At 46.4% G+C, this 25,294-nt stretch carries 30 protein-coding genes; 7 read left to right on the forward strand and 23 right to left on the reverse strand.

Annotated features, from left to right (window positions below):
* Positions 1–77: 77 nt before the first annotated feature.
* Positions 78–1,589, forward strand: a complete 1,512-nt coding sequence (locus ACJJIP_RS13710) for a CoA-acylating methylmalonate-semialdehyde dehydrogenase (RefSeq protein WP_020414698.1) — start codon at positions 78–80, stop codon at positions 1,587–1,589.
* Positions 1,590–1,972: 383 nt separating this feature from the next.
* Here the strand turns inward: ACJJIP_RS13710 and ACJJIP_RS13715 are convergent, their stop codons facing one another.
* The 3 genes from ACJJIP_RS13715 to djlA form a co-directional block, all read right to left on the reverse strand.
* Positions 1,973–2,815 carry an OmpW/AlkL family protein gene (locus ACJJIP_RS13715; protein ID WP_020414697.1) on the reverse strand — a complete coding sequence of 281 codons (843 nt, stop codon included), beginning with the start codon at positions 2,813–2,815 and terminating at the stop codon, positions 1,973–1,975.
* Positions 2,816–3,270: 455 nt separating this feature from the next.
* Entirely contained in the window at positions 3,271–3,585 is a 315-nt protein-coding gene (locus tag ACJJIP_RS13720; protein WP_282951129.1) for a BolA family protein, read from the reverse strand.
* 84 nt (positions 3,586–3,669) lie between these two features.
* Entirely contained in the window at positions 3,670–4,452 is a 783-nt protein-coding gene (djlA, locus tag ACJJIP_RS13725) for a co-chaperone DjlA (protein WP_020414695.1), read from the reverse strand.
* A 234-nt stretch (positions 4,453–4,686) separates the two neighbouring features.
* On the opposite strand from djlA, the gene ACJJIP_RS13730 reads away from it, so the two are divergent.
* Complete coding sequence (locus ACJJIP_RS13730; protein WP_444945350.1) at positions 4,687–5,310, forward strand: hypothetical protein; 624 nt, start codon at positions 4,687–4,689, stop codon at positions 5,308–5,310.
* A 91-nt stretch (positions 5,311–5,401) separates the two neighbouring features.
* On the opposite strand, the gene ACJJIP_RS13735 is transcribed toward ACJJIP_RS13730, so the two are convergent.
* A complete protein-coding gene (locus ACJJIP_RS13735; protein WP_282951132.1) occupies positions 5,402–6,283 on the reverse strand; it encodes a LysR family transcriptional regulator in 882 nt (293 codons plus the stop codon).
* 97 nt (positions 6,284–6,380) lie between these two features.
* On the opposite strand from ACJJIP_RS13735, the gene ACJJIP_RS13740 reads away from it, so the two are divergent.
* Together ACJJIP_RS13740 and ACJJIP_RS13745 are read left to right on the forward strand one after the other, a co-directional pair.
* Positions 6,381–7,034 (forward strand): hypothetical protein, encoded by a 654-nt coding sequence (locus tag ACJJIP_RS13740; RefSeq protein ID WP_444945351.1) that lies wholly within the window; start codon positions 6,381–6,383, stop codon positions 7,032–7,034.
* A 1-nt stretch (position 7,035) separates the two neighbouring features.
* Positions 7,036–7,668, forward strand: a complete 633-nt coding sequence (locus tag ACJJIP_RS13745) for a type 1 glutamine amidotransferase (protein WP_444945352.1) — start codon at positions 7,036–7,038, stop codon at positions 7,666–7,668.
* A gap of 163 nt (positions 7,669–7,831) precedes the next feature.
* On the opposite strand, the gene ACJJIP_RS13750 is transcribed toward ACJJIP_RS13745, so the two are convergent.
* The 4 genes from ACJJIP_RS13750 to ACJJIP_RS13765 all read right to left on the reverse strand — a co-directional run bounded on the left by ACJJIP_RS13750 (position 7,832) and on the right by ACJJIP_RS13765 (position 12,027).
* Positions 7,832–8,293: a hypothetical protein gene (locus ACJJIP_RS13750; protein WP_020414690.1), complete on the reverse strand. Its 462-nt coding sequence runs from the start codon at positions 8,291–8,293 to the stop codon at positions 7,832–7,834.
* 320 nt (positions 8,294–8,613) lie between these two features.
* Positions 8,614–9,930, reverse strand: coding sequence for a sodium ion-translocating decarboxylase subunit beta (locus ACJJIP_RS13755; RefSeq protein ID WP_026305252.1), 1,317 nt, complete (start codon positions 9,928–9,930; stop codon positions 8,614–8,616).
* A 16-nt stretch (positions 9,931–9,946) separates the two neighbouring features.
* A complete protein-coding gene (gene oadA / locus ACJJIP_RS13760; protein WP_020414688.1) occupies positions 9,947–11,737 on the reverse strand; it encodes a sodium-extruding oxaloacetate decarboxylase subunit alpha in 1,791 nt (596 codons plus the stop codon).
* Positions 11,738–11,793: 56 nt separating this feature from the next.
* Positions 11,794–12,027 (reverse strand): OadG family protein, encoded by a 234-nt coding sequence (locus ACJJIP_RS13765; RefSeq protein ID WP_020414687.1) that lies wholly within the window; start codon positions 12,025–12,027, stop codon positions 11,794–11,796.
* Between the two features lie 481 nt (positions 12,028–12,508).
* Here ACJJIP_RS13765 and ACJJIP_RS13770 point away from each other — a divergent pair, with 481 nt between their 5' ends.
* Entirely contained in the window at positions 12,509–13,513 is a 1,005-nt protein-coding gene (locus ACJJIP_RS13770; RefSeq protein WP_020414686.1) for a tRNA dihydrouridine synthase, read from the forward strand.
* 39 nt (positions 13,514–13,552) lie between these two features.
* Positions 13,553–13,873 carry a helix-turn-helix domain-containing protein gene (locus tag ACJJIP_RS13775; RefSeq protein WP_040629199.1) on the forward strand — a complete coding sequence of 107 codons (321 nt, stop codon included), beginning with the start codon at positions 13,553–13,555 and terminating at the stop codon, positions 13,871–13,873.
* Positions 13,874–14,006: 133 nt separating this feature from the next.
* Here ACJJIP_RS13775 and ACJJIP_RS13780 read toward each other — a convergent pair whose 3' ends face one another.
* The 11 genes from ACJJIP_RS13780 to ACJJIP_RS13830 all read right to left on the reverse strand — a co-directional run bounded on the left by ACJJIP_RS13780 (position 14,007) and on the right by ACJJIP_RS13830 (position 21,166).
* Positions 14,007–14,312 carry a hypothetical protein gene (locus tag ACJJIP_RS13780; protein WP_020414684.1) on the reverse strand — a complete coding sequence of 102 codons (306 nt, stop codon included), beginning with the start codon at positions 14,310–14,312 and terminating at the stop codon, positions 14,007–14,009.
* A gap of 532 nt (positions 14,313–14,844) precedes the next feature.
* Positions 14,845–15,330, reverse strand: coding sequence for a hypothetical protein (locus ACJJIP_RS13785; protein WP_020414683.1), 486 nt, complete (start codon positions 15,328–15,330; stop codon positions 14,845–14,847).
* A gap of 8 nt (positions 15,331–15,338) precedes the next feature.
* Positions 15,339–16,097, reverse strand: a complete 759-nt coding sequence (locus ACJJIP_RS13790) for a hypothetical protein (RefSeq protein ID WP_444945353.1) — start codon at positions 16,095–16,097, stop codon at positions 15,339–15,341.
* A gap of 137 nt (positions 16,098–16,234) precedes the next feature.
* Positions 16,235–16,939 carry a hypothetical protein gene (locus ACJJIP_RS13795; protein WP_444945354.1) on the reverse strand — a complete coding sequence of 235 codons (705 nt, stop codon included), beginning with the start codon at positions 16,937–16,939 and terminating at the stop codon, positions 16,235–16,237.
* The gene (locus ACJJIP_RS13800; RefSeq protein WP_444945355.1) at positions 16,929–17,513 is read right to left on the reverse strand and encodes a hypothetical protein; all 585 of its coding nucleotides are present in this window, start codon (positions 17,511–17,513) and stop codon (positions 16,929–16,931) included. Before ACJJIP_RS13800 ends, ACJJIP_RS13795 begins: the two co-directional genes overlap by 11 nt.
* A 77-nt stretch (positions 17,514–17,590) precedes the next feature.
* A complete protein-coding gene (locus tag ACJJIP_RS13805) occupies positions 17,591–17,899 on the reverse strand; it encodes a hypothetical protein (RefSeq protein ID WP_444945356.1) in 309 nt (102 codons plus the stop codon).
* A 64-nt stretch (positions 17,900–17,963) separates the two neighbouring features.
* Positions 17,964–18,686, reverse strand: a complete 723-nt coding sequence (locus tag ACJJIP_RS13810) for a hypothetical protein (RefSeq protein WP_444945357.1) — start codon at positions 18,684–18,686, stop codon at positions 17,964–17,966.
* 11 nt (positions 18,687–18,697) lie between these two features.
* A complete protein-coding gene (locus ACJJIP_RS13815) occupies positions 18,698–19,168 on the reverse strand; it encodes an RHS repeat-associated core domain-containing protein (RefSeq protein WP_444945358.1) in 471 nt (156 codons plus the stop codon).
* Between the two features lie 142 nt (positions 19,169–19,310).
* Positions 19,311–19,799, reverse strand: coding sequence for a hypothetical protein (locus ACJJIP_RS13820; protein ID WP_444945359.1), 489 nt, complete (start codon positions 19,797–19,799; stop codon positions 19,311–19,313).
* A gap of 54 nt (positions 19,800–19,853) precedes the next feature.
* On the reverse strand, positions 19,854–20,285 hold the full coding sequence (locus ACJJIP_RS13825; protein ID WP_444945360.1) for a hypothetical protein: 432 nt from the start codon (positions 20,283–20,285) through the stop codon (positions 19,854–19,856).
* Complete coding sequence (locus ACJJIP_RS13830) at positions 20,279–21,166, reverse strand: hypothetical protein (RefSeq protein ID WP_444945361.1); 888 nt, start codon at positions 21,164–21,166, stop codon at positions 20,279–20,281. The genes ACJJIP_RS13825 and ACJJIP_RS13830 overlap by 7 nt, the downstream gene beginning before the upstream one ends.
* Between ACJJIP_RS13830 and ACJJIP_RS13835 the strand changes: the two genes are divergently transcribed.
* On the forward strand, positions 21,139–21,531 hold the full coding sequence (locus ACJJIP_RS13835; RefSeq protein ID WP_444945362.1) for a hypothetical protein: 393 nt from the start codon (positions 21,139–21,141) through the stop codon (positions 21,529–21,531). The two genes, ACJJIP_RS13830 and ACJJIP_RS13835, sit on opposite strands and share 28 nt — an antisense overlap.
* A gap of 249 nt (positions 21,532–21,780) precedes the next feature.
* Here ACJJIP_RS13835 and ACJJIP_RS13840 read toward each other — a convergent pair whose 3' ends face one another.
* From ACJJIP_RS13840 to ACJJIP_RS13855, 4 genes are all read right to left on the reverse strand, one after another.
* On the reverse strand, positions 21,781–22,179 hold the full coding sequence (locus ACJJIP_RS13840; protein WP_444945363.1) for a hypothetical protein: 399 nt from the start codon (positions 22,177–22,179) through the stop codon (positions 21,781–21,783).
* A 97-nt stretch (positions 22,180–22,276) separates the two neighbouring features.
* The gene (locus ACJJIP_RS13845; RefSeq protein ID WP_444945364.1) at positions 22,277–22,807 is read right to left on the reverse strand and encodes a hypothetical protein; all 531 of its coding nucleotides are present in this window, start codon (positions 22,805–22,807) and stop codon (positions 22,277–22,279) included.
* A gap of 113 nt (positions 22,808–22,920) precedes the next feature.
* Positions 22,921–23,352: a hypothetical protein gene (locus ACJJIP_RS13850; protein ID WP_444945365.1), complete on the reverse strand. Its 432-nt coding sequence runs from the start codon at positions 23,350–23,352 to the stop codon at positions 22,921–22,923.
* A gap of 1 nt (position 23,353) precedes the next feature.
* Entirely contained in the window at positions 23,354–25,279 is a 1,926-nt protein-coding gene (locus ACJJIP_RS13855) for an RHS repeat-associated core domain-containing protein (protein WP_444945366.1), read from the reverse strand.
* Positions 25,280–25,294 lie beyond the last annotated feature (15 nt).

A 25,294-nucleotide genomic window follows, 5' to 3' on the forward strand; every position in this document is an offset into this window, starting at 1 on the left:
CCACCTTGGGTTTACCTGTGTTAAAAAGGCGGAAAGAAGTAAAAAAATAATGCGTTAATCCCCAGCGAGAAAATCCTATGAAAGTGATAGGCCACCTGATTAATGGCGCCCTGACCCATAATGATGACAGTGGTGCCGGTTTCCGCCTACAGGATGTCACCAACCCCTCTACCAATGAAGTTCTCGGCAAAGTTTCACTAGCCAGTAAAGCTACCGTGGAAGAGGCCATTGCAGCTGCCGAAACCGCCTACCCTGCCTGGCGTAACACCCCGACCGCCAAGCGTGTGCGGATCATGTACCGCCTGAGAGATCTGCTGGAACAAAACGCAGACAGGATTTGTGAACTGATTACCCTGGAGCACGGCAAGGTGCTTAACGATGCGATGGGAGAACTGCAGCGCGGGATTGAGAATATAGAGTATGTCTGCTCAGCTCCTGAAATGCTCAAAGGAGAACACAGCAAAAATGTCGGCCCCGCAATTGACTCCTGGAGCGAATTTCAGCCCCTAGGTGTCTGCGCAGGGATCACTCCTTTTAATTTCCCGGCGATGGTCCCTTTATGGATGTGGCCAATGGCCATTGCCTGCGGCAACACTTTCATACTGAAACCTTCAGAGCGCACTCCTTCCTCAGCCCTATTTATTGCAGAATTAGGTATTGAGGCAGGTATCCCTGCAGGAGTCTTAAATGTCGTCAACGGTGATAAGGAAGCTGTAGATACAATACTCACCGATAAGCGTATTCAGGCAGTTAGCTTTGTCGGCTCTACTCCGATTGCGGAATATGTTTATACCACCGGCACCGCACATGGAAAACGAGTTCAAGCATTTGGCGGAGCCAAAAACCATGCCATAGTGATGCCCGATGCTGACCTGGATAACGCTGTCGCAGCCCTAATGGGAGCCGCTTACGGCTCCTGTGGCGAACGCTGTATGGCCATTTCTGTAGCTGTCGCAGTTGGGAATGATACAGCCGATACCTTAGTCGAGAAACTCAAAGAACAGATAGCCACACTCAAAGTTGGCGATGGCATGGACAACCAGAATGACATGGGTCCATTAGTTACTTCTGCCCACCTGGAAAAAGTTCAAGGCCTTATAGCCACTGGGGTCGAGGAAGGTGCGAAGCTGGTTATCGATGGTCGCAATTTAAGGACTCCAGGCTTAGAGCAAGGTAATTACCTTGGAGCCTGCCTGTTCGATCATGTTAAACCTGAAATGATAATCCATAGCAGTGAAATATTTGGCCCTGTTCTTTGTATTATGCGTGTAGAAACCATGCAGGAAGCCATGGATATTATTGATCGCCATGAGTACGGAAACGGAACTTGTCTATTCACTCGTGATGGAGAAGCGGCTCGATATTTTAGTGACAATATCAAAGTCGGCATGGTAGGTATCAATGTTCCGCTACCCGTACCCGTCGCACATCACAGCTTCGGCGGCTGGAAGCGTTCACTCTTTGGCGATTTACATGCATACGGACCGGATTCGGTACGCTTTTACACCAAACGTAAGACCATTACTCAACGCTGGCCGGCAAGCGGGGTTAGAGAGGGAGCCCAGTTTAGCTTTCCAAGTAATGGATAGTTGTAAAGGTACTTCGGGGCTCGTAGCTAGCCCCTTATCAACTAAAAATAAAAACCACTTCCGGCGCTATGGAAATAAAATTAAAAGCAGATCATTTACTATTTAAGATATCTTACACAATAAATCAACCACTACTGCATTATTAACAACCACCAACACCCTACATTTCAATCTCCATAAACCAAGAGAAAATCTCAAGATCACATAAAAAGTTAAGCGAGATCAGAAATTAAAATATATAAGAAAAATTCTCACCATAAAATTCAGAAAATGAATTATCGATGGAATGCAGAGGAGAAATTTTTAGACTTAAAAAAGGATGCGATAGACAGTATCTTAAAAAATGAAAGGGGTGCACAGCACCCCTTGCAAGGTAAGATTAATTACCAGTGGAAGTCAAACTTATAACCTACACCGATATTAAAAACCCAGGGATCAAACAGATAATCACCGCCAAATCTATGACGATAGTTCACCTGCCTTGGTACATCTGTGAAGAAAGTATCAACTTCAATATCAGTATCAACATCATAATATATACCAGCAATATTTATTAGCCAGCTACTATCATGACCAAAAGTAAAGTCAACACCAATTTGCCAGGTATAACCCCAATTATCCCCCAGGTTTAGCCGACCACCCCAGAATTCACTCCTTCCAGTGAATGGGTTGATCCAACCCCAATCTCTTAGGCGCTCACTGCTGAAGTCGGTATAGTTAATACCAACACCCATGTAAGGCTGTATCAGGCAGCTAGGAGGCAAAGGGTACCAGTTCAGGTATGCAGCCGTCATCTGGGGTTCCCAGCGGGCAAAATCACCTCTACGGCCGAACTCACGCAAACCAAAGCGATTATGCCAGCCATCTCGACGTCCACCGGTATGGCGATCACCATCGGTATAGCTTAAAGAAACACTCCAGTGATCCCAAGGCTTCCATTCCGCATTAATAAACCAACCCCATTCGTCACTTGGGTCGATATTAGTTCTAAAAGCGCCCCATTGACGATTGAAATTAGGGTTAATAGGATCCGGCCAGATAAGCAAACTATCAGCAAAAGTCACATTATCCGAATTCGGAGAAATGTAAGCACCACCAATACGGACCTTAAATTCCTGTGTAGGCGGTGGCGGAGGGGCATAGCCAGCGGGTCCTGCCGAAGCGACACTAGAGATTGCTAAGGCGAGGGGCGTCATTACGGGTATCAGAATACGCGTCATCTTCATTTGTGGTAACTCCATTGAAATTCAGCAGATCAAACAGCAATCAGCCCAATCAATGGTCAGTCTAGTCGCACGAAAATACGGGTGTAGAAAAAACGCTCAATTGTTGGCGCCTAAACTTAGTTTTTTATTTTTATGGCAGATATAAAATCTTTTGGCGCGTTATTGATTAGTCAGAATAGTGGTTAGTTACGGTTTTTATGGCTTAATCTATTTTACCTGCTTATCCATACCCCTCCCAAGATGCCTCTCTCTACCCAGCTCTATTGGGCGGATAATGAATACAAGATGAACTAGACCGGTAGATAGAAAAAGAAAAAAATGACAAAAAAAGAACAGACTCGACAGATAGTATAAGAGCTACATAAGGCTCTTCATTTGAGCTTTATGTAGCCAAACCTAGGGGAGGAGTTATCTATAAAACGATGAAACCTAATTTCTCAAAATAACTAAGGCACTTATTTGCCTTTGCTTTTACTCCCGCCTTGGCATTCAGGGCTACTCGGAGCCTCGCCTTGCCATTCATCTGGCGCATAAGTATGTAATGCAAGCGCATGTATCGGGCCAGCCATTTCATCAGAAAGAGCAGCATATACCTTTTGGTGGCGCTGAACTTTTCTAATGGAGTTAAAAACATCACTAACCAAAACCACCCGGAAATGCATCTCTGAGCCCACTGGCACATTGTGCATATGGCTTTCACACTGGACATCAATATATTGCGGGTTAAATACGGCGCTTAATTTTTCTTCTATTTTTTGGGCAAGACTCATAAGATCTCTCAAAAACTCAATAGGGTGAAGTATGCGTGTTTAGCTCTGACGAATAAAAAGAATGGGGGTATTAACACCCCACAATCAACTTACAACTTTTGCCTTACGCTTTCTTTCCTCAACAACTGCTTCATAGGCGACAGTGATGCTTTTCATCTGATCTTCAGCATGGCGCATAAACTCTTCAGGGAGGCCTTTGGCGGCTATTTTATCTGGGTGATACTCTGCAGCTTTGCGCCTATAAGCCAGCTTCAGATCTTTATCACTGGTCTCCGGAGAGCAGCCAAGTACCGCATAGTGCTGCTTCAGATCGGATGCGCTGTTTCCACCCCGTCGCCCAAATTCATTCTGCATGGCAGTAAAAAGAGATTCATGCAGCCCCAGGTCAGCAGTGATTCGGCGTAAAATTTCTTCTTCCGCAGCATGTAATTCACCGTCCGCATAGGCAACAGCAAACAAAAGGCGATAAACCATTTCACGCATTGCTTGATCGTGCACCAGCATCCGGTACTGCCTGGCATAATCATAAATACTGTACTTATCAGTCTTCGCATTCTCAAAAATACGAATAGCATCTTTGCGCTCTTCACCTCCGAGGCGAAGATTATTTTGGATGAACTCCTCAATCAGCTGCACTTCCGCTTTGGAAACAAGCCCATCGGCCTTGGCCATCTTTGCCAACATGGAAAACAGCGTCACGATAAAAATTGTCTGTGCTCCATCTCGATTAAGCACAGCCTTGGCACCACCCAAGCGCCGCAACCCTGAGCCGAAGGAGCTACCTACCCAAGCACCCAAAGCTGCTCCAATGGGCCCTCCAAACATAAAGCCAAACCCGGCGCCGATTCCCGCCCCTAACCAGGACATACTCTCTCCTCCGAGTGCCAATCAGCACTCCAATATCAGATATTTCTACTTGAAAGAGCGCACATAATACCACGCAGAAGTTTGCGCCAAGATACATTTATGACTTATCGGTCAAAAATCGCTTGGCTTAGATGTACAATTTAGGCTGGATATCCTTATCAAGTCCGCTAGCTGTCCCTGGCAATCTGCCACAATTAAGGTTGAGTATTCTTCCCAGAACTGAGGACGGATTAAATGAAACTGCGACAAGCAGTACGTTTATTACCACACATGGCCTTTTGCGCATCACTGTTTCTGGTTTTCACGGCCTGCGAGGACCGAGCGGGCAAGCCTAGCCAGACAGCTGAAAGGCAAACGCAGGACGCCAGAGCTGACAACACCGGACATCAGGACTGGGAAACTATCGTAGAGGTTCTCCTGCACCCCCGGTGCCTAAATTGCCATCAGCTAGAGATGCCCCTGATCAACGAAGGTTCCCCACATATCCCTCGTGTAGAGCGAGGCCCAAATAATATGGGATCAGGGACCATGCAGTGCCGCAATTGTCACTCCAATCAAAATAATCCTGTGACAGGAGCACCAGGTGCCCCAGGATGGGCCATGGCACCAATCGAACTTAACTGGTCACATATGTCTTCAGCTCAAATCTGCAAGCTCCTTACAACCCCACAAGATAATGGCGGCCGCTCTCCCGAGAGCCTACTGAAGTTTATGAGTGATAACCCCCTGGCACTCTGGGGCTGGAACCCAGGGGGAAAAAGGCAACCCGTGACCATTCCACATGAAAAGCTGGTTGAAGCTATGAAAGGATGGATTGCTGCAGGCACGCCCTGTCCCCCAGAACGCACCTCAAACTAACTCAATCAAGGTTTATTCAATAAAAGCGAGCCATGATTTAAGCTCGCTTTTATTACTTATCCGCAGCTAAAACTAAACACTTTACTGTCAACTAAAAAAAGCCAATCAATTTATCCAGCCAACTACCGTCCCCACCCCTCCAAACAATGAAAAGGTCCTCCTGGGACTGAACACGCCCCCCTTCAACCTTAAGTTTCACTCCCCCCATCTCATCCACTAGCGCTTCTGGAAGGAAGGCAAGTAATTCAGCCTGCATTACAAGCCGGCAAAGCACGCCATAATCATTCACAACCGCGTGTATTTTTCTTGAGAAGAGATCTTCTGGCCACCCATCACTGCCTATACCCCGCTCCTCCCCACAGAAAGGAGATATTCGTGGAGCAGCAAAAGGGTATTGCAAAATATTGTCCAACGTCACCACCACTTCGGAATGACCACCACTGGCCAATGGATGCTCAGGGCCAGCCGCTATACACATGCGGGTTGAGCCAATACTGTGGACCTCCATAGAAGAAGGAACCTGCCCTAGCACCACTCCCGAAATTAGTGCCATATCCACCTCACCCCGAATCAGCATCTTAAGGGCCAAAGACTCAAAAGCAGATATAAATGACAGGCGTATGTTTGGCTGGTATATCGTTACTTGCTTCTGGATGTGTGCAGCCCAAGTTAACTGCAACATGGCAGGCGCAGCTATCCGGCATTCCAAGTGAGTACCAAGACCGCCAACTTCTACCCGGGCTTTCCTGGCAAGAGTAACAATCTCACTAGCACGACTTTGTAGTCTGCGACCCTCATCATTGATCTTGAGTTGCTTTCCCACACGCTCAAAGAGGCGTACACCCAGCTCCCCCTCAAGACGGCGCAAAATTTTACTCAGCCCCCCAGGCGTCATGTCCAGTCGGTCAGCAGAACGTTGCAGGTTCTCAGTAACGGCAATATCGAGAAATTTCTCTAATGCTTCTATTTCCATTTTGGAATCAAATATTGAGTAAAATGAATCGATTCATCACTAATGTACATCTAGAATCCCTAAGTCTCAAAAACGTAGAAAAGCACAGTAGTAACCGATGAAGAAATTTGCTCTGGCCTGGATGATTTTCATTCAATCAAGCTTATCCCCGGCACTAGCATCAGCTCCCTCCCATAATGACCACTCAATCGGCGTTCATGGTATGGCACTGTTTTCTATAGATGGCCAGTTGATAGCTTCTCATATGCCTCTTCATGGCGGGCGCCACAGTCACCAGATTATTCTTACACTTAAAACCAATGACCACGTCAAAGTGGACGATTTAGTTCAGGGCTCTGAACTTATCACGCTTGAGCCCGAACAATTCTCATTAAACAAACTACGCAGTGGAGAGTTAAAGTCCTTTTCCGCCAGAGTATTTAAAGGACACTTTGAGAGGGGGGGTAAAGCTGGCCAGGATCCTATTCGTTTTGAAGTAACAGGAAAATTACTAGATCACCCCTTAAGACAAGGGGGAAATGGTTCCTATCAACTAGTACAACATAATAATTTTGCACTACTGATCCATGAGATAGCTTCCAACCCTAGTTTCGACCAAATTCTGCTAGTCAACGTCACTCCAAATTCCCCGATAGAAATTAGTATTGATAGTGAAAAACCACTAACGAGCAAGAGCTGGCCTGAAAAGTTGACAAAGGCAGGCATTGACTTAAAGAAGCAACTGTATTTTGAAAGACAGGACTTTCAATAAAGTGGGTAAACATATTTTAATTATCCAACATGAGGAAACCGAAGGAGCAGGATATATTTCAGACTGGGCCCGAGATCATCATGTTTCACTTACCACAGTAAACCCACAAAATTCTCATCTGCCAAAAGGCCAGTTTGATGGCATCATTCTCTTGGGTGGGATGATGAACGTTGATGATCGCCATAAATTGCCATGGCTTGCCGATGAGATTGAATGGTTGAAAGGTTATATTGAGCAAGCTGTGCCGATATTAGGCATTTGCCTGGGCGCACAGATTCTTGCCTATATATTGGGGGCAAACATCCGACCATTAGATCAGGAAGAGATGGGCTGGCTACCAATAAAAGGCTCCCACAAACTAAACCTGAATATCGAAAAAGTATTTCAAGCCCATAGCTATTATTTTGATATCCCGATTGGAGCCGAGCGCCTAGCCGAATCTGAGCAATGTCCAAACCAGGCATTTTTATTCAAGGAAAAAGTACTGGGTATACAATTTCACCTAGAGTGGTCACAAAAAGTTATTGCCGCACTATTCCCGGGCTTTTATAAATCCTACGGTTCCCCTCAAAGCAACCACATAGCAAGTAAAAAAGCACTATTTAGACTACTTAATACCCACTTCGCACTCTAGATTAAGCCATAACTTAATTTTCAGTAAAAAAAGGGAGTAAGCCAAAGCGGCGTTCTAGCAGTTAAATGACTAACAATGGAAACCCGTGGGGGAAAATCGGACGAGGGCCTACAAACGCTTATTGTAAGCATCATCAGGATAGCAGGCCCTATCATCCAAAAACTTATTCGTTAGAACAGGTAATTTTATTTTCGAAACAGACTCCGCCGCGTTGAGAGCAGGTCTCAAGCAACTTCCCTTTCGCCTCTACACGAGTGAACCCTTTAGAATGCATACCTCCCGCTCGCATATCCTTCATATAGCATGCCCACTTAGGACGCTCCTCTACGGGTTGGAGCACCACCCCTGTTTGCGCTCCATTCGATTGTTCCTCAACCATCGTTTGTAACTGCAAAATCATATCTTGCATAGAACGAATGTCCTTACGAAGCCTCACAACCTCTTTCTTCAACTTGCGAACTTCACTTGAACTCTGATCTTCACCCCTAAGGGAATGAACCTCATTGCGAAGCTTTACAACCTCCCTCTTAATCTCTCTAAGGTCTTGTGAGGTTACATGATTGTCATGAGCCATGACTGGAGCAGAGAATAAGGCCAGGGAAATAAGGAGAGGCAAACTACGCATACTTGTACTTCCAATACAGTTTCTTATAGCACGAAATTAACTGGAAGAAATATAACGTAATTAACCTTAACTCAAAATGAATTTTGTTTTGGGAGAGAACCTCTAAAGCCTGCGAAAAAGCATCATTAAAATTGACACAAATCTAATTTGTACTTTGAGGACTCGTTATTCTTCGATTATCAAAAAGCCACGAAAAGTAAACAAAATCAACAGCCAAAATGGCTGCAATTTCTGACTAGATTACGAGTCTCTTACTGCAGGACAACGAAAAAGGGGCAAACCGAAGCTCGCCCCTTTTTTGAAGTTACTAATCAGATAAATCAACCACCCGCAAGGCTACGCACCATACTGATCATCACTCCGGCTGCAACCGCAGAGCCAATGACACCTGCCACATTCGGCCCCATTGCATGCATCAACAGGAAGTTATGGGGGTTGGACTCAAGCCCAACTTTATTTGATACCCGCGCGGCCATTGGTACAGCAGATACTCCAGCAGAGCCAATTAAAGGGTTCACTTTGTGCTTACTAAACACATTGAGCAACTTGGCCATCAATACGCCCGCAGCAGTACCAATAGCAAATGCCACAATACCCAAGGCGAGAATACCGAGGGTTTTTGGATCCAGGAATTTATCGGCGGCAAGCTTGGAGCCGACAGACAGACCGAGGAAAATTGTAGTGATGTTGATCAGGGCATTCTGGGCAGTGTCGGATAAGCGAGCCACTACACCACACTCTCTCATCAGGTTGCCAAAACAGAACATACCTAACAGTGGAGCTGCCGCCGGCAGGAACAGGGCAACCAGGATCAACAATAACAGCGGGAAAGTAATCTTCTCTCTCTTGCTCACATGCCTCAACTGCACCATCTCAATGCGACGCTCCTGCTCTGTAGTCAGGGCACGCATAATCGGCGGCTGGATCATAGGGACCAATGCCATATAGGAATAGGCTGCCACGGCAATTGCACCAAGGAGATCTGGAGCTAGCAGGCTCGAGACATAGATGGCTGTAGGACCGTCCGCACCGCCGATAATCCCGATAGCCGCTGCATCAGCAATTGAGAAATCCATAATCCCAGCCACAGAAAGACCTACCGCACCAAGCACCGTGGCAAAAATACCAAACTGAGCGGCTGCCCCCAGGAACAAGGTGCGAGGGTTGGCAAGTAGCGGGCCAAAATCCGTCATGGCACCAACCCCCATAAAGATCACCAGGGGTGCCACACCGGAAGCAATAGCTACCGAATAAAAGCTGTACAACATTCCATTGTTGAAACCGGCATCCCTTGCAAACTCTGCAGCCTGAACCTGCACTGCAGCTGGCGCACTACCTAAGGCCTCCTTCAATGCCCCCAAGCTCGCCCCGCTCTCCAAGCCGAGAATCTGCCCCATCTGAGCCAGCACACTGGCATCTCCCTGAGTCAGTGCTGTCTCTGCAGCAGAAAGTGCCAGATCGGCCCCAGGAATATTTGCCAGGATTCCACCAAAGCCGATTGGAACCAGCAGCAGCGGCTCAAATTTTTTGCGAACGGCAAGGAATAGCAATCCCAGCCCCACAATAATCATGACAAACTGGCCAGGCGCCATTTGAGAAACGCCGGACGATTGCCAAAGACTGATTAAATTATCCACTTGCGACTCCTACCTGCTATGCGATAGACAGCAGGGCATCACCCACCGCCACGGAATCGCCCTCTTTTACTGCCACATTGGCAACATTACCGCTTCGGGGAGCACTCACCACAGTTTCCATCTTCATAGCTTCCAGAACCAGGATGGCCTGCCCCTCATTGACCTGATCACCTGGTTTCACCATTACCTTGAAAATATTACCTGCGAGCGGCGCATTTACTGGCTCTCCGCCAGTTGCAGATATTGGGCTGGTATTAGCAGCAGGAACAGGGGCAATACCATTTACCGGAGCAACACCAGTCAGGTCACCACCATCCGCAACTGTAACGGTGTAACTCTGCCCTTCTACAGTAACTGTATAGACCTCCTCACCTTTATCATTCTTGACCGCACTATTCTCCTTTCCGGTTGGAACCGGCTCAAAAGCATCGGGGTTATTGCGGTTTTTCAGGAACTTCAAACCAATCTGCGGGAAGAGTGCATAGGTGAGTACATCGTCGATTTCACTCTCCCCATTGGTGAGTGCAATATCCTGCTCGCCGGCCTTCTCCTGCAGTTCTAAAGTGAGCTTATCCAATTCAGGGGTGATCAGGTCGGCCGGTCGGCAAGTGACTGGAGCTGCTCCGTCGAGCACACGGGTTTGCAGCTCTTTATTGACCTCGGCAGGAGTTGAGCCGTACTCACCTTTTAGAACAGCAGCCGTTTCTTTTGAGATAGATTGATAACGCTCGCCGGTCAGCACATTCAGCACCGCCTGGGTGCCGACAATCTGCGAGGTGGGAGTTACCAGTGGGATATACCCCAAATCCTGACGCACTCGGGGAATTTCTTCGAGAACTTCATCGAGGCGGTCCCCCGCGCCCTGCTCACGCAATTGGTTCTCCATATTGGTCAGCATACCGCCCGGAACCTGGGCCACCAGGATACGGGAGTCCACGCCTTTCAGAGACCCCTCAAATTTCACGTACTTCTTGCGCACCTCGCGGAAATAAGCCGCAATCTCTTCCAGCAGGTTGATATTCAGCCCGGTATCGCGCTCAGTGCCCTCCAAAATAGCTACCAAGGCTTCAGTAGGGCTGTGACCATAGGTCATAGACATTGAGCTGATAGCCGTATCGACATTGTCGATTCCGGCCTCGATACACTTAAGAGCTGTCGCGGTAGAGAGGCCTGTCGTTGCGTGGCACTGCATATGGATAGGAATATCCACTGCCGCCTTCAAGCGAGTCACCAGCTCATAACCTTCATATGGACGCAAGAGGCCCGCCATATCCTTAATGGCAATGGAGTCCGCGCCCATATCCTCAATTTGACGACCCAAGTCTACCCATAGATCCATGGTATGCACTGGGCTCACTGTATAAGAGATAGTGCCTTGAGCGTGCTTATCCTGCTTTTTAACTGCGGCCAGTGCAGTTTTCAGGTTACGCATATCATTCATGGCATCGAACACACGAAACACGTCCACACCATTTTCAGCAGCGCGCTCAACAAATTTTTCCACCACGTCATCCGCATAATGACGGTAACCAAGAATATTCTGGCCGCGGAATAACATTTGCTGGGGCGTATTGGGCATAGCTTTTTTCAGCTCACGAATACGCTCCCAAGGATCTTCGCCGAGATAGCGAATACAGGAATCAAAAGTGGCACCACCCCAGGATTCCAGTGACCAGAATCCTACTTTATCCAGTTTTTCCGCGATGGGCAGCATATCGTCCAGTCGCAGACGTGTTGCGAACAGTGACTGGTGGGCGTCGCGCAGGACTACATCGGTAATCCCCAATGGCTTTTTAACCTCAGTCATGGGTTATCTCTCTCGGCAGAAATGATTAAATGTTGTTCAGATGCGAATTAATACGGCTAGCGTTTTTTTCTATGTTGTTCGATTGCCGCTTTGATAACAGCATGCAGACGCGCGTTATCGCCTGATGGGGAGTTTGTTGAAGATACGGCCGGCTCGGCCTCGGGAAAATAACGTGTGATAACTCGGGACATAATACTGGTACCAATCACCAGCAATAACAGGAAAGTAAAAACAATCCCCATCCCGAACAGCGTAATATCCAGTCCCTGTTGAAAAAGTAAATCTTGCACTATCTTATTCCCCCTAAGTTTTCAGGCGCGATCAAAACCATCCCCACTCGTGCCTGCCCCTATAATTTTTGCGCCAGCTTGAGGTCAGCCTCGCCCTTGCAGGAGTCTTTTCAAACCCTCTATCGCATGTGCCTATCCGTCCCGCAATCTAATTCCCGAGACTTGCAAATACAACCATCCCAAAACTTCCCTGGGCACAATTTACAAAACTATCTACTATCTGAGCCCCATTCAGCAGCATGGAAGCTTGAACAATTATCTATTATCAATACAAGTTGCTTTTAAAATCAAACACTTAATGGTTTCAGAGGCAACTGTGACGCACTGTTCAACATGCTCAATTTTAGTGCACGCCCCCTTCGCATAGAGGCTGATCCTCCTAAATAAAACTACGTATGAATGAGTGTTTTTACAAAACCTAACCAACTAGCTGATAGAATATGCGCCAACTTTTAGCCTTTATTTCTCCATTTTCAGCTTTATGACCGACAAGACAGATTCCCAGCAGCCAAAGATTTACCAGGCTCCTATGGAGGGAGTTATCGACCACCATGTGCGCGAACTGCTCTCAACTGTCGGAGGCGTCGATGTCTGTGTCACAGAGTTTGTGAGAGTGACAAACACCCGGTTGCCCCGCCGTGTATTTACAAGACTCTGCCCCGAACTGCTGCAAGATGCCGAAACAACCACCGGCACCCCGGTGCGCCTGCAACTGTTGGGCGGAAACCCAGAAGCTATGGCCACCAATGCCATAAAGGCCGTCTCTGTTGGGGCAAAAGCTATCGACCTGAACTTTGGCTGCCCGGCAAAGTCCGTCAATAACAGTGATGGCGGTGCCTGCTTATTGCAAAGCCCCCATCGCGTGGAAGCGATTGTTGGCACTGTGCGCCGAGCCGTCCCGGAAAGCATCCCGGTGACCGCTAAAATCCGCCTGGGTTTTAATGACAGATCCTCTTACATGGATAACGCTATGGCGGCAGCCGCGGGAGGCGCCAATGAACTGGCAGTACACGCGCGCTCAAAGGTAGACGGTTACAAGCCACCCGCTTATTGGGAATATATCGGGGAGATTCGCCAACAGCTGGAAATACCCGTTATCGCCAATGGCGATATTTGGACTCTCAAGGAGTTTCAGCGGTGCCGTGAGGTAACAGGCTGTAGCGCATTTATGTTTGGGCGTAGCCTTTTGGCCAGGCCGGACCTCGGCTTACAAATTAAAGCCTATTGTTCGGGGGAGAACTATATCCCTATGGCCTGGCAGCAAGTATTGGAACTGCTCTGGGGATACTACCAAACAACCAGGGAAGTTTATCCGGCTAAATACCTGGGCAACCGAATCAAGCAGTGGCTGGCATATCTCAAACTCGCCTTTCCTGAAGCTCAATTATTTTTTGACAAAATTAAGCGCTTGCGAGAAGCGGAAGCTATCGAGAATCTATTTTTTCAAGAGCGCCGTGGTGAGCAAGAGAAGTTTGAGGCTGCTTGAGTAAAGCTATCGTCCGCCAAGCGATACAGAGACTTTACCCTGCGTGGTGAGCGCGAGCTGACCCAGCAACAGATGGCCGACGCCACCGGGGTTCATGTCAATCCGATTCGGCGCTATGAAGCCGAGGCAACACAGCCTTCCCTGGAGGCGTTAAAACAGATTGCTGTCGCCATGAGTATCACCATTGACTCACTGGTATTCGAAGAAGACGAGCGCGGACTGGATGAGCAGCTAAGTCTGCAATTTGAAGCTATCAGCCAACTGCCAACGGAAGAGAAAGAGATCGTCAAGGAGTTGCTGGACGGGATGATTATTAAGTATCAATCCCGGCATTGGGATGCCAAGCGGCAAGTCGGTTAAACAAAAAACCCCGCCGGAGTTATCCTTGGGGCTATGTGGGAGTTCAGAAACTGGCTGTGCACCGTTCTCTAAGCTATGGGTGTCTTGATTTCATACTATTATGATGATTCCGGCAATTACTTTTCAGTAAAATTCAATCAGAAAACCGCCCTTTAAATAAGCATAAAAAGATATATATGAATACATAGGTGGCCACTATGGCAATAACACCAACGCCAAATAAAGCAAAGCCATTTACACCTAAAATAGACAGTCTCTCATCAAAAAAAGAAAGCGCAGTTATTACAAGAAGAATCAAAAACTCAATAGGTGCAAGTGACACCCCTCTATTTTTACGTTCATCTTTCGACCAAAAAAAAGTTACTGATATTGGAATTATCAAATTCCATAACAACTTCAACGCTAACAAGGCAGCACAAACATAAAAGACAAAAAGCATATAAAAAATCCTCTATTTAATTTGCCGCGGCCCAAATATCCCCCTCCACATCTCTGCCCCAGCGGGCCACTTCACTTGTGACCTAGGTAAAGTGCCAGTAATAGAGTTTGAGAAGGGATTCTGACGGTAGCCTCTTAATATAAGCTGCCCACCTCTTACTTGAGGCCCCCAAAGCATCGTTTTGAAATAATTCCAACGTGTTGCGCCGCCAACCATAATCCAACGTCACGCAGCTAAATCAGCCGTTTGTCCTATCCCCGCCCAGGACGTCACTGAAACATAACTCCTGAGTAGTAGTTGTAAACATTTTGCTATCGGAGCTAGACAAACAATAGCGCACACCTGTCCAGCTGTACCGGTCGCTATCAGATTAATTAACGTCCCAGTATTAGAATCAAAACTATAGGCTGTCGTACCATCTGCGCTAACTGTGTTACCAAACGGCCCGACCCCAACGGTAACTGGAACACCATTTTCATCAAAATAGGTTCCTGGACAGGAGAAAAATTACCGGTCGACCCTTTTTGTGCAATTACTCCCTACACTCAATAAGAACTTCCGTATATCTTAATTTATCATTTACTTTTTCTTGATCTGCACCAACCGAGTGGGGAGCTAGTTTAAATTTCAAATAGTATCTATAACCATAACCAACTTTTATACTCTCAACCTGTGAGACGTCAAAATGACCATAATCGATATTTCTTCCATAAAATTCTAGTGAAGCAACATTAACGGGAATATCAAATAATCCCCAATCAATATCAAAATTATTATACGCATCCTCAGCGTACATCAATCCAACTCTTGAGTGATCTACTCGATAATCTGAGAAATTACTAAGTACATTTTCCACACCACTCCACAACTGCTCCAATAACACTTCATCTTTAGATAAAGACCGCAAATTAGAGCAAGGGGATTTAGTAGCCGAAATAAACTGAACCACAAAATATGATGCAATTAGGAGTAGCCCGAGAAAAAAAATAACAGTAAGTTTAATAAGCTTATTATTCATTTACATCATCACTTAATATTGTAATAGTCTCGACCAAATCTTGACCAAAGCCCCCCGGCTTGTGCCTGATATAAATTGTAGCTTCCTTTACCAGCAAGAACATCATTTACATTCCAAGCGCCTACGAGTGTATTTAGAGTAGCTTCAGAAAATCCATAACGCCCAGCAAATACACCAACACCAATATAGTTTATTTCACCCCCTTTGAAGACCCCAATATTATCAACATAAAATTCTTGATTAGCATATCCATATAGAAATGTATCCGCCTTGCTAATAAAATTTTCTGAAAATTCAGAAATATTTAGAGGGTTAATTTCATCAGCCTTAATGCTCATATACTCTGCGATAGTAATTATATCTAGCTGACTTAACTGAATAGGCGTATCGGATCCTTCCTGGACACCTTTAAAAACTTTAAATCTAAGTAACTCGTAGCGCTGTTTCCACTTCTCTTGTGCAGTAGGATGATTCTCTTCATTAAAAGCCCTGGAAAACGCCGCGGTTATCGCTCCATTGGCAAACTTACCACCCGATACTGCAGAGGCTGTACCGCCAACGATCGCGGCTGCAATGACTCTCGCCGCACTAAAGCCAACATTGCCAGCATCTATTGAATCTATACCTCCTGCAAAGGCCTGGGTCACACCCGCTGCGGCAAAGCCGTGTTTAAACTTACCTCCCTGAGCCGCAGACAGTAAACCACCGGTAACCGAGTGAGCAAAGACTTTCGCTGCATAGCCATACCCATTTAAGCCGGTACCCATTCTCAAATACCTTACGACAATGAGAAACACTTTTACACGTTTAGGACTTAGCTTCTAGGCTTTCGCCACCTTGGCTCGCTTCAGCAGCACTACTTACAACCGCCGCAAAGGCCGCCGTCGCAGCGCCATTTGCGAAGTTACCGCCGGGCGCTAACAATACTCACTAAAGTTTCTATTGCAGCGGCATCTGATTCATCTTCAACCACATCAGAAAGCAACCCTTCCGCTCGACTTGGCGTAATTTCTTGCCAGCGCTTTTTGCTCAAAGAATAAGACCAAATACGATTATCTGATGCACACCGTATCAATTTATGATTGGTATCCGCTAAATCAAGCCAACCTATAGGATCTCCGCTATTTGTAATAACGTCACCCAGAATAATAACTTTACTAAAGCCACATTTCTTAGGTGCCTTCCTGTAGAGTATCTCGTTCACTCTAGTTCTATAGGTATATGCAGCATGAGAGCGTAGCAATGCGTATTCAAAAGAGGTTTTTGTTGCACCCTCTTCAAATATTGCGGAAATCACAAGATTAGCAAATGAACTCTCATCCAAGTCAAATCCTAGAAAATAGTAATAGTCTTCAACGAACTGATGATACCCTGGTGTTTCATTTATAAACCTCTCTGCCAACTTTTTTTGATCTTCGATAGTCGATTTCTCTGAAAGAAATACCTCTCTGTATTCCTTTACAGCGTCAGCATCATAATAATCGGCTACAGAGTCATACAGTTTATAGATAAAGTGCTCAGAGCAAACGTCTCCTTCACATGAATATGCATACTGACTAAATAGCAGAGTAATAACATATACAACTAAAACACTTTTCTTAACAGCCATAATTATTACACACTTGTCCTTTAACAATACGTCCGCTCAATTTCTGGAGCTTTACTTGTCTTGATGTTAGGCCATAATTTTGTCTTATAGCACGATCGCTCATACTCGACATCATCGATGTCACATACCTAAATGAATTACCATGACGCAAAGTAACCACAAAACTATTGGTGGTCATATTTGAAAGCCTTACACCTCCAGAGAAGTTCCGGTCTGAATCGGAGAAATAAGGGTTCGTGGGATGGTTATGGTGGACAACTTTAATGGAAAATCCATCATCATATAACCGTTGAAGACTTGCGCCATCGTACCTTACACCATGTTGAAGTAGTGAAGTTGTGGGGTGTGTCGTATAGTAAAGTCCCCCTTTTTCAACGACGAAACTCGACCACTCATAAGCATCGCCCATAGCAGCTACAGAAGCGTCTGCTGCTGCTAGCGCCTCTGATCTCGATGAATAGGCTACCGACTCATCCACATTCACAGGTGCTTTGAACTTGCCGCCACTTCCTCCAGGTTCATTCAACCCTCCATCTCCATTACCATTAATTGAACCGGCAGCTGCCTCACTCATCAAAGCAGCAAATGCAGCAGTGGTCGCCCCATTAATAAAAATGCGTCAAAATTTTACTCCGCCCCCAAATATTCACGTCAATCTCTATTTTTACAGGTATATACCCTCCCATAGTATGTGAAATATTGACCGTCATTAGTTTTACCATGAGAAAATGCTAATTCCACACCAGGCTCATCTAATAAAATGTCACCACCAATTTTTTTTGATTGCTGCAAAGCATCCTTCTTTGCCTGAACTTCTGTTTTTCCACTGGTGCTTACACTTCCCAAATAGCTACACCCATCAATATCTGACTCATTTGTAGCAAAACTTACTTGAGAATTAATAGCGCAACTTTGTGCAGCCATTAAAAACAACACAGTGACTAAAAAATATTTCACCATTACAGTCTCTTAAAAAATCTATAAATCAATAAAGTGGTTATCTATCTTTTTTATCTTTTACCAGTCAATTACAGCACGTTATTTCTACAGGAGGCATTCCTCGCCCTAAAATACTTTGATCAAAATGCCTGCCGCTATAATAATTAAATCTTTCAGAAATCCAGGCGTTGCTCAATCCGACTCCTGATGTATGCGAAATATATTTAGTATACCTCCATGCGTCATACTCAAGCATATTTCTAACAATCCGTATTTGACGATTGTTAAGACCGGCAGGGAAATAATTTTTCGGTAAAGTTAGTCCATTTGCCTTTTGCCAAACGTGGCGCATCTCATGGTAGACTAAAGTCCAATAATCTTTCCCCCTGTAGCTTTTATCTATCCATATTTCATAATTGACATCTTTGCCACGCTGAACTGTCCCATGAGCATTTTTATCTTTGGTAACGGAGAAAATTTCCGATTTCCGTTTTTTTACAATAGTATATTCTCCGTCAATTCCCAAGGCTTCAGCTATTTCTTGTTCTACTTGTGAGTAATCACCTTGACCCTGGCCACCTGTTCCTTCACCTTCCCCGGCTACTGGAATATCATCTTGAGATAAAGCTTGCACCGCCGCCGCAAAAGCCGCCGTTGCGGCACCATTTGAGAACTTACCACCAGTAGCCTCGGATACCAGCCCTGTAACCGCCATCTTCACCATCACATGGGTATCCTGGGCAAAACCACCACCGACCCCCGCTGAAATAAAGCCGTGGCCAAACTTGCCCCCGCCGATCTGCGACAACACCCCCCCGATCACACCGCGAATGGTAATATTGGTCGTACTCCAGCCCCGGGCATACCACTGAAGGCTGCCGCTGAAGCTGCTGCGAGTACGCCATTCGCAAAGGCCCGGCCGATCTCACCGGTAACATGATAAGTTTGCGCCGCACTGTAAGCTGCCAGCGCACCAGGACAGCTAGGCCCCATAGAGACACAAAGTGCTATCTGGGCGACAGCATTCAGCAGCGGTTTGCTGCCGAGATAGCGCATTACATCCCGGCCATTGACAAAGGCGTCCCTGAACTTATTCCAAGAACTATACCCCGAAGGATCCGTATAAGTCAGCGGGTTGTTGTGCACATAGGCGTAGCGGTTGTAGCCCTGGACCGAGGTGATTCCATCAATCAGCGGATCTGCGGAGACAAAGCGGACGAGGAACAGTTGATTATCCGCGAACTGCTGGAAAGCATGATTGTGAAGTATGAGGCTCGGCGCTGGACGCATACCCGAATAAAAGCCCCGGCAGGTTATTCTGCCGGGGCTTTTATTCGGTTCAGTAAGATTACGATTTGAAGAAAGCCCAAGTCTTCCCTTTTTTCCGGTATATCTCTGTGCACCGGATATCCAGAATGTGTTTCATATCTCCCTATCTGCGTGTATCTTGAATAGCACTCACAGAATTAATATACAAAACCGAGTTATATACATAGATATACCAATGAGCATATCTCGTTAGATAAAGCTGTTCACCACAAGAGACACTATCGGCAACTCCCTCAACAACTTCAAATTTCCCACTATTTATTAACTGCCGACTTATCGTCTCTGGCATCCCATCCGCAACTATCTCTAACTGCGGTCCACTGACAACCAAGTATTTTAGCTCACCTTTATCTATTGCATTATTCGCTTCTACAACAGGGTTTTTCAAAAGATATTTACGCAGTATCTCAGCTTCTTTACACGAAGAATTTTTGTCGTACGTCTTTAATTGAGACAAACTATACAACCTATCCATATCCTCATTTAAGTGAGAAATAAACTCTTTTTTATTAAATTGATTTACCACTTCGTCACTCTGAGCAAAAACAGAACTTAAGACCAAGATTACACTAAAAAAAATTTTATTAATCATTGTTTATTGCTTATATGCAGCGTGAAAATTGCTCCAGATCCATACTGATTCCGACTATTCATGATAGCAAGATAGGCGTTTAACCCCTTGCTCCTCATTAGAGATATCAAAGGAGCTAACAGATCGAATATTTTTTAATGATAATTTACCAGCGGCAGGTGAAACTGAAAAATTCCCAACGATAGTCGCATAAGACCATGGACATTTTTCGAATACAGCTTCAGATGCAGAAGATCTATCAAAATTTATTTTGTTCACCGTGTTAGTAATTAATGCATCAATTTTCCTAACGAACAAGCCTCTACTAGGACCATTCCTTCCACCAATATAACCGGACACCATCACAAGCTGGCCATCATATTTTTCAGGCTCGACTATGAGCTTATAAATTGATACATGCTTCGCTAATTCACCTCCCTGTACATTACAAGCAAGTAAACTGACTAGCCCTACATAGATAATTTTAGCAATCGTTTTTGTCAACATGGCCCATCTTTCCATCCAGTTCTCATACATTGATCCTGTTGAAATCTCCAGCTAGTTTTATACCAAGGATAACTATTATTATTAATAGTCACAGAAACAGGCCCATCAATTTGACTAGACCAGTTTAGATAAACCCCTTTACTCCATTGTTCTGGAGACCGCCATGTCCCAGTTACATCATTAATAGCTACAGCAGCTATATTTACTTCGTCAAGATCAACAGAAAATGAGGTGCCCGCAAACCCTTGATTATCTGGGTTAATCAAATAACCACCCTCCACGTCTGCTGGAAAGGGTTGTGATAGAATATACTTCCCATCGACCTCATATACATACATTCCTAAGTGTTGACCTTCCCAAATTGAGTTTGCATCTTCAAGGCCACGTCTAAGAGCATCAAGTCGCGAATGAGCGTTACCAATAGCCTCATCTAGCGGAGATCTGCTCTTTTGTGCAGTAGGATGATTCTCATGATTAAAGGCCCTGGAAAACGCCGCGGTTATCGCCCCATTGGCAAATTTGCCTCCAGAGACCACCAAGGCTGTACCGCCTACAACCGCCGCCGCAACTACCCTCGCCGCACTAAAGCCAGAGTTGCCAGCATCTATTGAATCTATCCCCCCGGCAAAGGCCTGGGTCACACCCGCTGCAGCAAAGCCGTGTTTAAACTTCCCTCCCTGCGCTTCTGAGAGTAAGCCACCAGTCACCGAGTGAGCAAAGACTTTCACTGCATAGCCAGCGCCTGACCGCCGACAGGCGGCTAAAGCCGAGGGACGTTTGTGCCCCTCTTGGTGCTTGGCTAGAACGGTGGTGCCGCTTCTTCGATGGCTTCGATCAGGTGCCGGCATTCCTGTTGCAGCAGCCTCACGTAGTACTGCCATTCGGTATCAAGCCGCTTCCAGGCTTCGATAACGCTCCAGCCTTGCGGCAGGTATTCCATGCGCTCCGTTATGAACGCGGCGGCAATTTGTTCGCTGGTGCTGACTCCGCTGCTGCCGGTTTGCAGCAGGCTTTGGGTGGTTTGGATGCCGGACGCGTGATCGCGGAACTCAGTTTTGGATTCTGGACCAGCCTACTGGATCGGCGCTATAAACAGGTACTGTGGCCTCGCCTGCTAAAAACTGCCTTCCCAGAAATGCCCCGCCGCCTGCGCACCCGCAACAACCTTTCCCGACGCTTTCAGCGCATCTGCCATCTGCGCAACCGGATTTTCATCATGAACCTATCTGGCATTGGCAAGACCTAGCCCGGCAACATCGGGACACACTGGAGGCCATTACCTGGATTGCGCCAACGGCGCGGGAGCTGGTGGCCGCCGTGGATAGGTTTCCCGACATTCACCAAACAGGGCTTGACAAGATCGAGCAACAGCTCAGGCGGTTTTGCTGACCCACAAAAACAACAAAGCCCCGGCAGATTATCCTGCTAACATCAGAAACTAATCACTAAAGCTAGTGCCGAACTCAGCTACCAATAATGGCGGTTAACTGGAATTTTAGGGCTTAATAATCGTCCAACTTTCCGTTGCGCTATCAAAATATTTATTAAAGGACACAAGCCCCTCAGCCAATGAATATAAAAACACCGTCCTTTGCAAAGAAAAAGATGACTTACTCCCGGTTAGCTTACGCTTCAAATCATCAGTAGCTTTTGATTCTATAAAATATAATTTTTCCCCCGCACCACCATTTTCCGACAACACTTCAAACCTATACCCAGAGAACTCCCACTTGTCACCTTTTGATAAAGGAATCTTAGGAACAGAGAAAACTAAAAATGGGGTAGACGTTACAATACATTTGTACCTTTTACTATTTTCACAAACCGTATAATTCCAACTAACATCGTACTCATTATTATGGAATTGACCATTTTTATAAAAGTCAATGTTCATTGGAATTTCACTCCCTCCTTGAATTCTGAAAGATAACTCTCTTTGATCTGCAATTGCAGAAGACATTAAAGCTAAATATAAAATCAATGTAAGGAAATTAGTCTGTATAAACTCTCCTCGCCCAATTTACAGCCCTCGAAGTAGCATCTTTTTCCCAGGGAGCAGTCTCACGGGAAGGTACAGGATCAACCCAATTGTTTACCATTTTGATGTTGGATGGATGCATATGAGCCAATTCATGTCTAAAAACAAACATTTCATATTGACTGGCATTTAAAGACTTAATAAATACTGCTTGTGCAGGCGTAGCCTCTACCGGAGCGCCAAGGGCAGTAAAAAATCTTGGATCAACAGTGATCTCTCCTGATCTTGAATTAATTACAGCAAAACCACGATAAGAACTATCGTAACTAACCGTTAGTTTTTCAGCATTAGGTCTCGCATAACTCGAAGGATATTCCGTTTCACTAATTATTTTCTTAAATTCACTTAATCGTTTATCAAGATAAGCCTGCCTCTCTCCTTCTGGTACAACACTTTCCGTTCCACCTGCTGAATCATAGGATGTAGAGGGCTTTCTTTGCCTATCCTGCCCTATCGAGCTCATCAATGAAGCAAAAGGCCCCATTGGCAAACTTACCACCCGATACCACAGAGGCTGTACCGCCAACGATCGCGGCTGCAATGACTCTCGTCGCACTAAAGCCAACTTTGTGTGCTCAACGACTAAAACAAGAGCCGCTAATAATCAATTAAATCAAATAGATAGGTCGTACCAGCTTTGTACACACCGATATCCCTTTTGGAAACGAAAGAAATTCGGAAGATTAAGCCTTTCTTCACATTAAAATCTGCAGATTTTGATATCGGGGGCGTGCTTACGATTAGTTCTCCAGCAAGGGAGAATACATTTCCAGAGATCTCCACGTCGCCTCGCTTCACAGACTCAGACAAATCGCTAGAAAGCAGCAAAGAAACAGTCGATACCGACTCAGTATTTTTCTCGACCTCAACTTTAATCCCAAGCTCTTTTGCGTCCGATGCTGGAATCTTAGCAACCTCACCAGTAATAAACGCCTCATTAACTACAGACTCCGTAGCTGAGGCTACCGGTACTGCACCACAACCAAAAATAAAAAGAGGAAAAAGGAATAAGCAAAAACTTGCACGCATATCAAAATCCTCTTCGGTACTGTCGTATAGCCTTGAACTCTCGATTCAGCATGGCATTACCATGAGAAATACCAGCAGCGTGACCGGTTTCGTGTGCAAGGGTTTGAATAACGTTCTCAACTCCAGTCATGTTAGTCGAGAAAGTTCTTCCGCTTAGCAGGTAGGCTTTTAACATTGAGCCACTTCGCAGCGTAGTTCCCGAAGCAGTGGCTCCTGCATAAATACCTATGCTGTTACCGCCAAAGTGAATTCCATCCACAATACCCCAGCTAGAATTAGCCTCCAAAAAAGCGATGGCATCAGACTTAGTTGAAAACCCTTGATAATCCCAACCATTTCCGCTTCGACGACCGAGCATAATCGTCTCTAAATCCGCATCAATATTTGCCGCATCAACATTCTGCGCAGCCTCTAGACCTTCAGCATATATAGCTTGGCGCTCCTCAAGAGAATCCGGAATGGCATTAACTCGATCAATACTTTCCTGATTTGGGGCACCTTCTGGAGTTCCTCTTTGGCCTAAAGAGCTCATCGCCATAGCGAAAGCCGCCGTAGCTGCCCCATTGGCAAACTTACCACCCGATACTGCAGAGGCTGTACCGCCAACGATCGCTGCTGCAATGACTCTCGCCGCACTAAAGCCAACATTGCCAGCATCTATTGAATCTATACCTCCTGCAAAGGCCTGGGTCACACCCGCTGCGGCAAAGCCGTGTTTAAACTTCCCTCCCTGAGCCGCAGACAGTAAACCACCGGTAACCGAGTGAGCAAAGACTTTCGCTGCATAGCCATAGCCGTTCAGGCCCGTACCCATGATACCTTTGCCGACAACCCCTTTCGTTGCCCATGTCGCCCCCTGAAAGGCATTGCCAATGCCCATAAATGCCACAGCACTGAAGGCACCAAAAAAGGCTCCCTTCACCGTACCGCTTTGCACCGCTCCCGCCGCGGCGCCGCCGGCAGCGGCCCAGCCCACCGCCGCTGCATAATTTGTACCTTGCAGGGCCACTAGAGACTGTCCCCCGGTCCAAATGACAATGGCCACGGCGACCACCGGCTTCACCACCGAGTCCCGGTACTTATTCCAAGAACTATACCCCGAAGGATCCGTATAAGTCAGCGGGTTGTTGTGCACATAGGCGTAGCGGTTGTAGCCCTGGACCGAAGTCACCCCATCGATCAGCGGATCTGCGGAGACAAAGCGGGCCAGGGTCGGGTCGTAGACCCGTCCGTTCATATGGATCAGGCCCACCTCATCCAGCATTTCATGGCCGGTATAACCGCGATTGCTACTCAGGTGATTGAAGGCTCCCACACTGAGGGCGCTAACCGTATTTGCAGGCGCGCCGGCAATTTGTTCCCAGCTCAGTGCATTGCGGCGTTTGCCCCAGGCATCAAAGCTGTAAACCAGTTTGTTACCGGCAGCATCTTTGGCAACCTGACCGGTGCTATCGGTAATAACATCCAGGGAACCCTGGAGGTCTTTGTGTAAATACCGGGTGCTGGTACCGGCAATTTCATCCGATGCATTCAGCTCGATACGCTCGATAGCAACCCCTGCAATATTGCGGCGATAAAAGCTCTTTATAAAAGCACCGGAGGTGCTGCGCTCAATCACTTTCTCGACGCTGCCGATCTGCAAGGTGGTCACTGTGCCTTTGCCGTTGTCATCCACCCGCTTGAAACGGCTGCGGTCCGGGCCGTAAGAGAAGCGCGTATCGTGGCCACCTTTACTAATCAGGCTGGGTTTATCAAAGACGGTGTAATCCAGCGTACGACTGCCTGAGTCGCTACTCATATTGCCGTTGTCGTCGTAGTGATAACTGGTATTGCCGGCTTTGGTTACGGCATGAGGGCGTGGGCCACTGTACTCATAGCTACCGACGCCCGTTTTATAGGTGATATTGCCGGCATCATCGTAGCGCACCTCCTGGGTGGCAGT

This window comes from Microbulbifer variabilis (assembly GCF_052467165.1).

Bases quoted from the DNA above. Each gene is read 5' to 3' on its own strand.
- ACJJIP_RS13710 (WP_020414698.1), top strand. From the start codon at position 78: ATGAAAGTGATAGGCCACCTGATTAATGGCGCCCTGACCCATAATGAT.
- ACJJIP_RS13715 (WP_020414697.1), bottom strand. From the start codon at position 2,815: ATGAAGATGACGCGTATTCTGATACCCGTAATGACGCCCCTCGCCTTA.
- ACJJIP_RS13720 (WP_282951129.1), bottom strand. From the start codon at position 3,585: ATGAGTCTTGCCCAAAAAATAGAAGAAAAATTAAGCGCCGTATTTAAC.
- djlA (WP_020414695.1), bottom strand. From the start codon at position 4,452: ATGTCCTGGTTAGGGGCGGGAATCGGCGCCGGGTTTGGCTTTATGTTT.
- ACJJIP_RS13730 (WP_444945350.1), top strand. From the start codon at position 4,687: ATGAAACTGCGACAAGCAGTACGTTTATTACCACACATGGCCTTTTGC.
- ACJJIP_RS13735 (WP_282951132.1), bottom strand. From the start codon at position 6,283: ATGGAAATAGAAGCATTAGAGAAATTTCTCGATATTGCCGTTACTGAG.
- ACJJIP_RS13740 (WP_444945351.1), top strand. From the start codon at position 6,381: ATGAAGAAATTTGCTCTGGCCTGGATGATTTTCATTCAATCAAGCTTA.
- ACJJIP_RS13750 (WP_020414690.1), bottom strand. From the start codon at position 8,293: ATGCGTAGTTTGCCTCTCCTTATTTCCCTGGCCTTATTCTCTGCTCCA.
- oadA (WP_020414688.1), bottom strand. From the start codon at position 11,737: ATGACTGAGGTTAAAAAGCCATTGGGGATTACCGATGTAGTCCTGCGC.
- ACJJIP_RS13770 (WP_020414686.1), top strand. From the start codon at position 12,509: ATGACCGACAAGACAGATTCCCAGCAGCCAAAGATTTACCAGGCTCCT.
- ACJJIP_RS13780 (WP_020414684.1), bottom strand. From the start codon at position 14,312: ATGCTTTTTGTCTTTTATGTTTGTGCTGCCTTGTTAGCGTTGAAGTTG.
- ACJJIP_RS13785 (WP_020414683.1), bottom strand. From the start codon at position 15,330: ATGAATAATAAGCTTATTAAACTTACTGTTATTTTTTTTCTCGGGCTA.
- ACJJIP_RS13790 (WP_444945353.1), bottom strand. From the start codon at position 16,097: ATGGGTACCGGCTTAAATGGGTATGGCTATGCAGCGAAAGTCTTTGCT.
- ACJJIP_RS13795 (WP_444945354.1), bottom strand. From the start codon at position 16,939: ATGGCTGTTAAGAAAAGTGTTTTAGTTGTATATGTTATTACTCTGCTA.
- ACJJIP_RS13800 (WP_444945355.1), bottom strand. From the start codon at position 17,513: ATGAGTGAGGCAGCTGCCGGTTCAATTAATGGTAATGGAGATGGAGGG.
- ACJJIP_RS13805 (WP_444945356.1), bottom strand. From the start codon at position 17,899: ATGGTGAAATATTTTTTAGTCACTGTGTTGTTTTTAATGGCTGCACAA.
- ACJJIP_RS13815 (WP_444945358.1), bottom strand. From the start codon at position 19,168: ATGCGTCCAGCGCCGAGCCTCATACTTCACAATCATGCTTTCCAGCAG.
- ACJJIP_RS13820 (WP_444945359.1), bottom strand. From the start codon at position 19,799: ATGATTAATAAAATTTTTTTTAGTGTAATCTTGGTCTTAAGTTCTGTT.
- ACJJIP_RS13825 (WP_444945360.1), bottom strand. From the start codon at position 20,285: ATGTTGACAAAAACGATTGCTAAAATTATCTATGTAGGGCTAGTCAGT.
- ACJJIP_RS13830 (WP_444945361.1), bottom strand. From the start codon at position 21,166: ATGGCAGTACTACGTGAGGCTGCTGCAACAGGAATGCCGGCACCTGAT.
- ACJJIP_RS13840 (WP_444945363.1), bottom strand. From the start codon at position 22,179: ATGAACATTGACTTTTATAAAAATGGTCAATTCCATAATAATGAGTAC.
- ACJJIP_RS13845 (WP_444945364.1), bottom strand. From the start codon at position 22,807: ATGGGGCCTTTTGCTTCATTGATGAGCTCGATAGGGCAGGATAGGCAA.
- ACJJIP_RS13850 (WP_444945365.1), bottom strand. From the start codon at position 23,352: ATGCGTGCAAGTTTTTGCTTATTCCTTTTTCCTCTTTTTATTTTTGGT.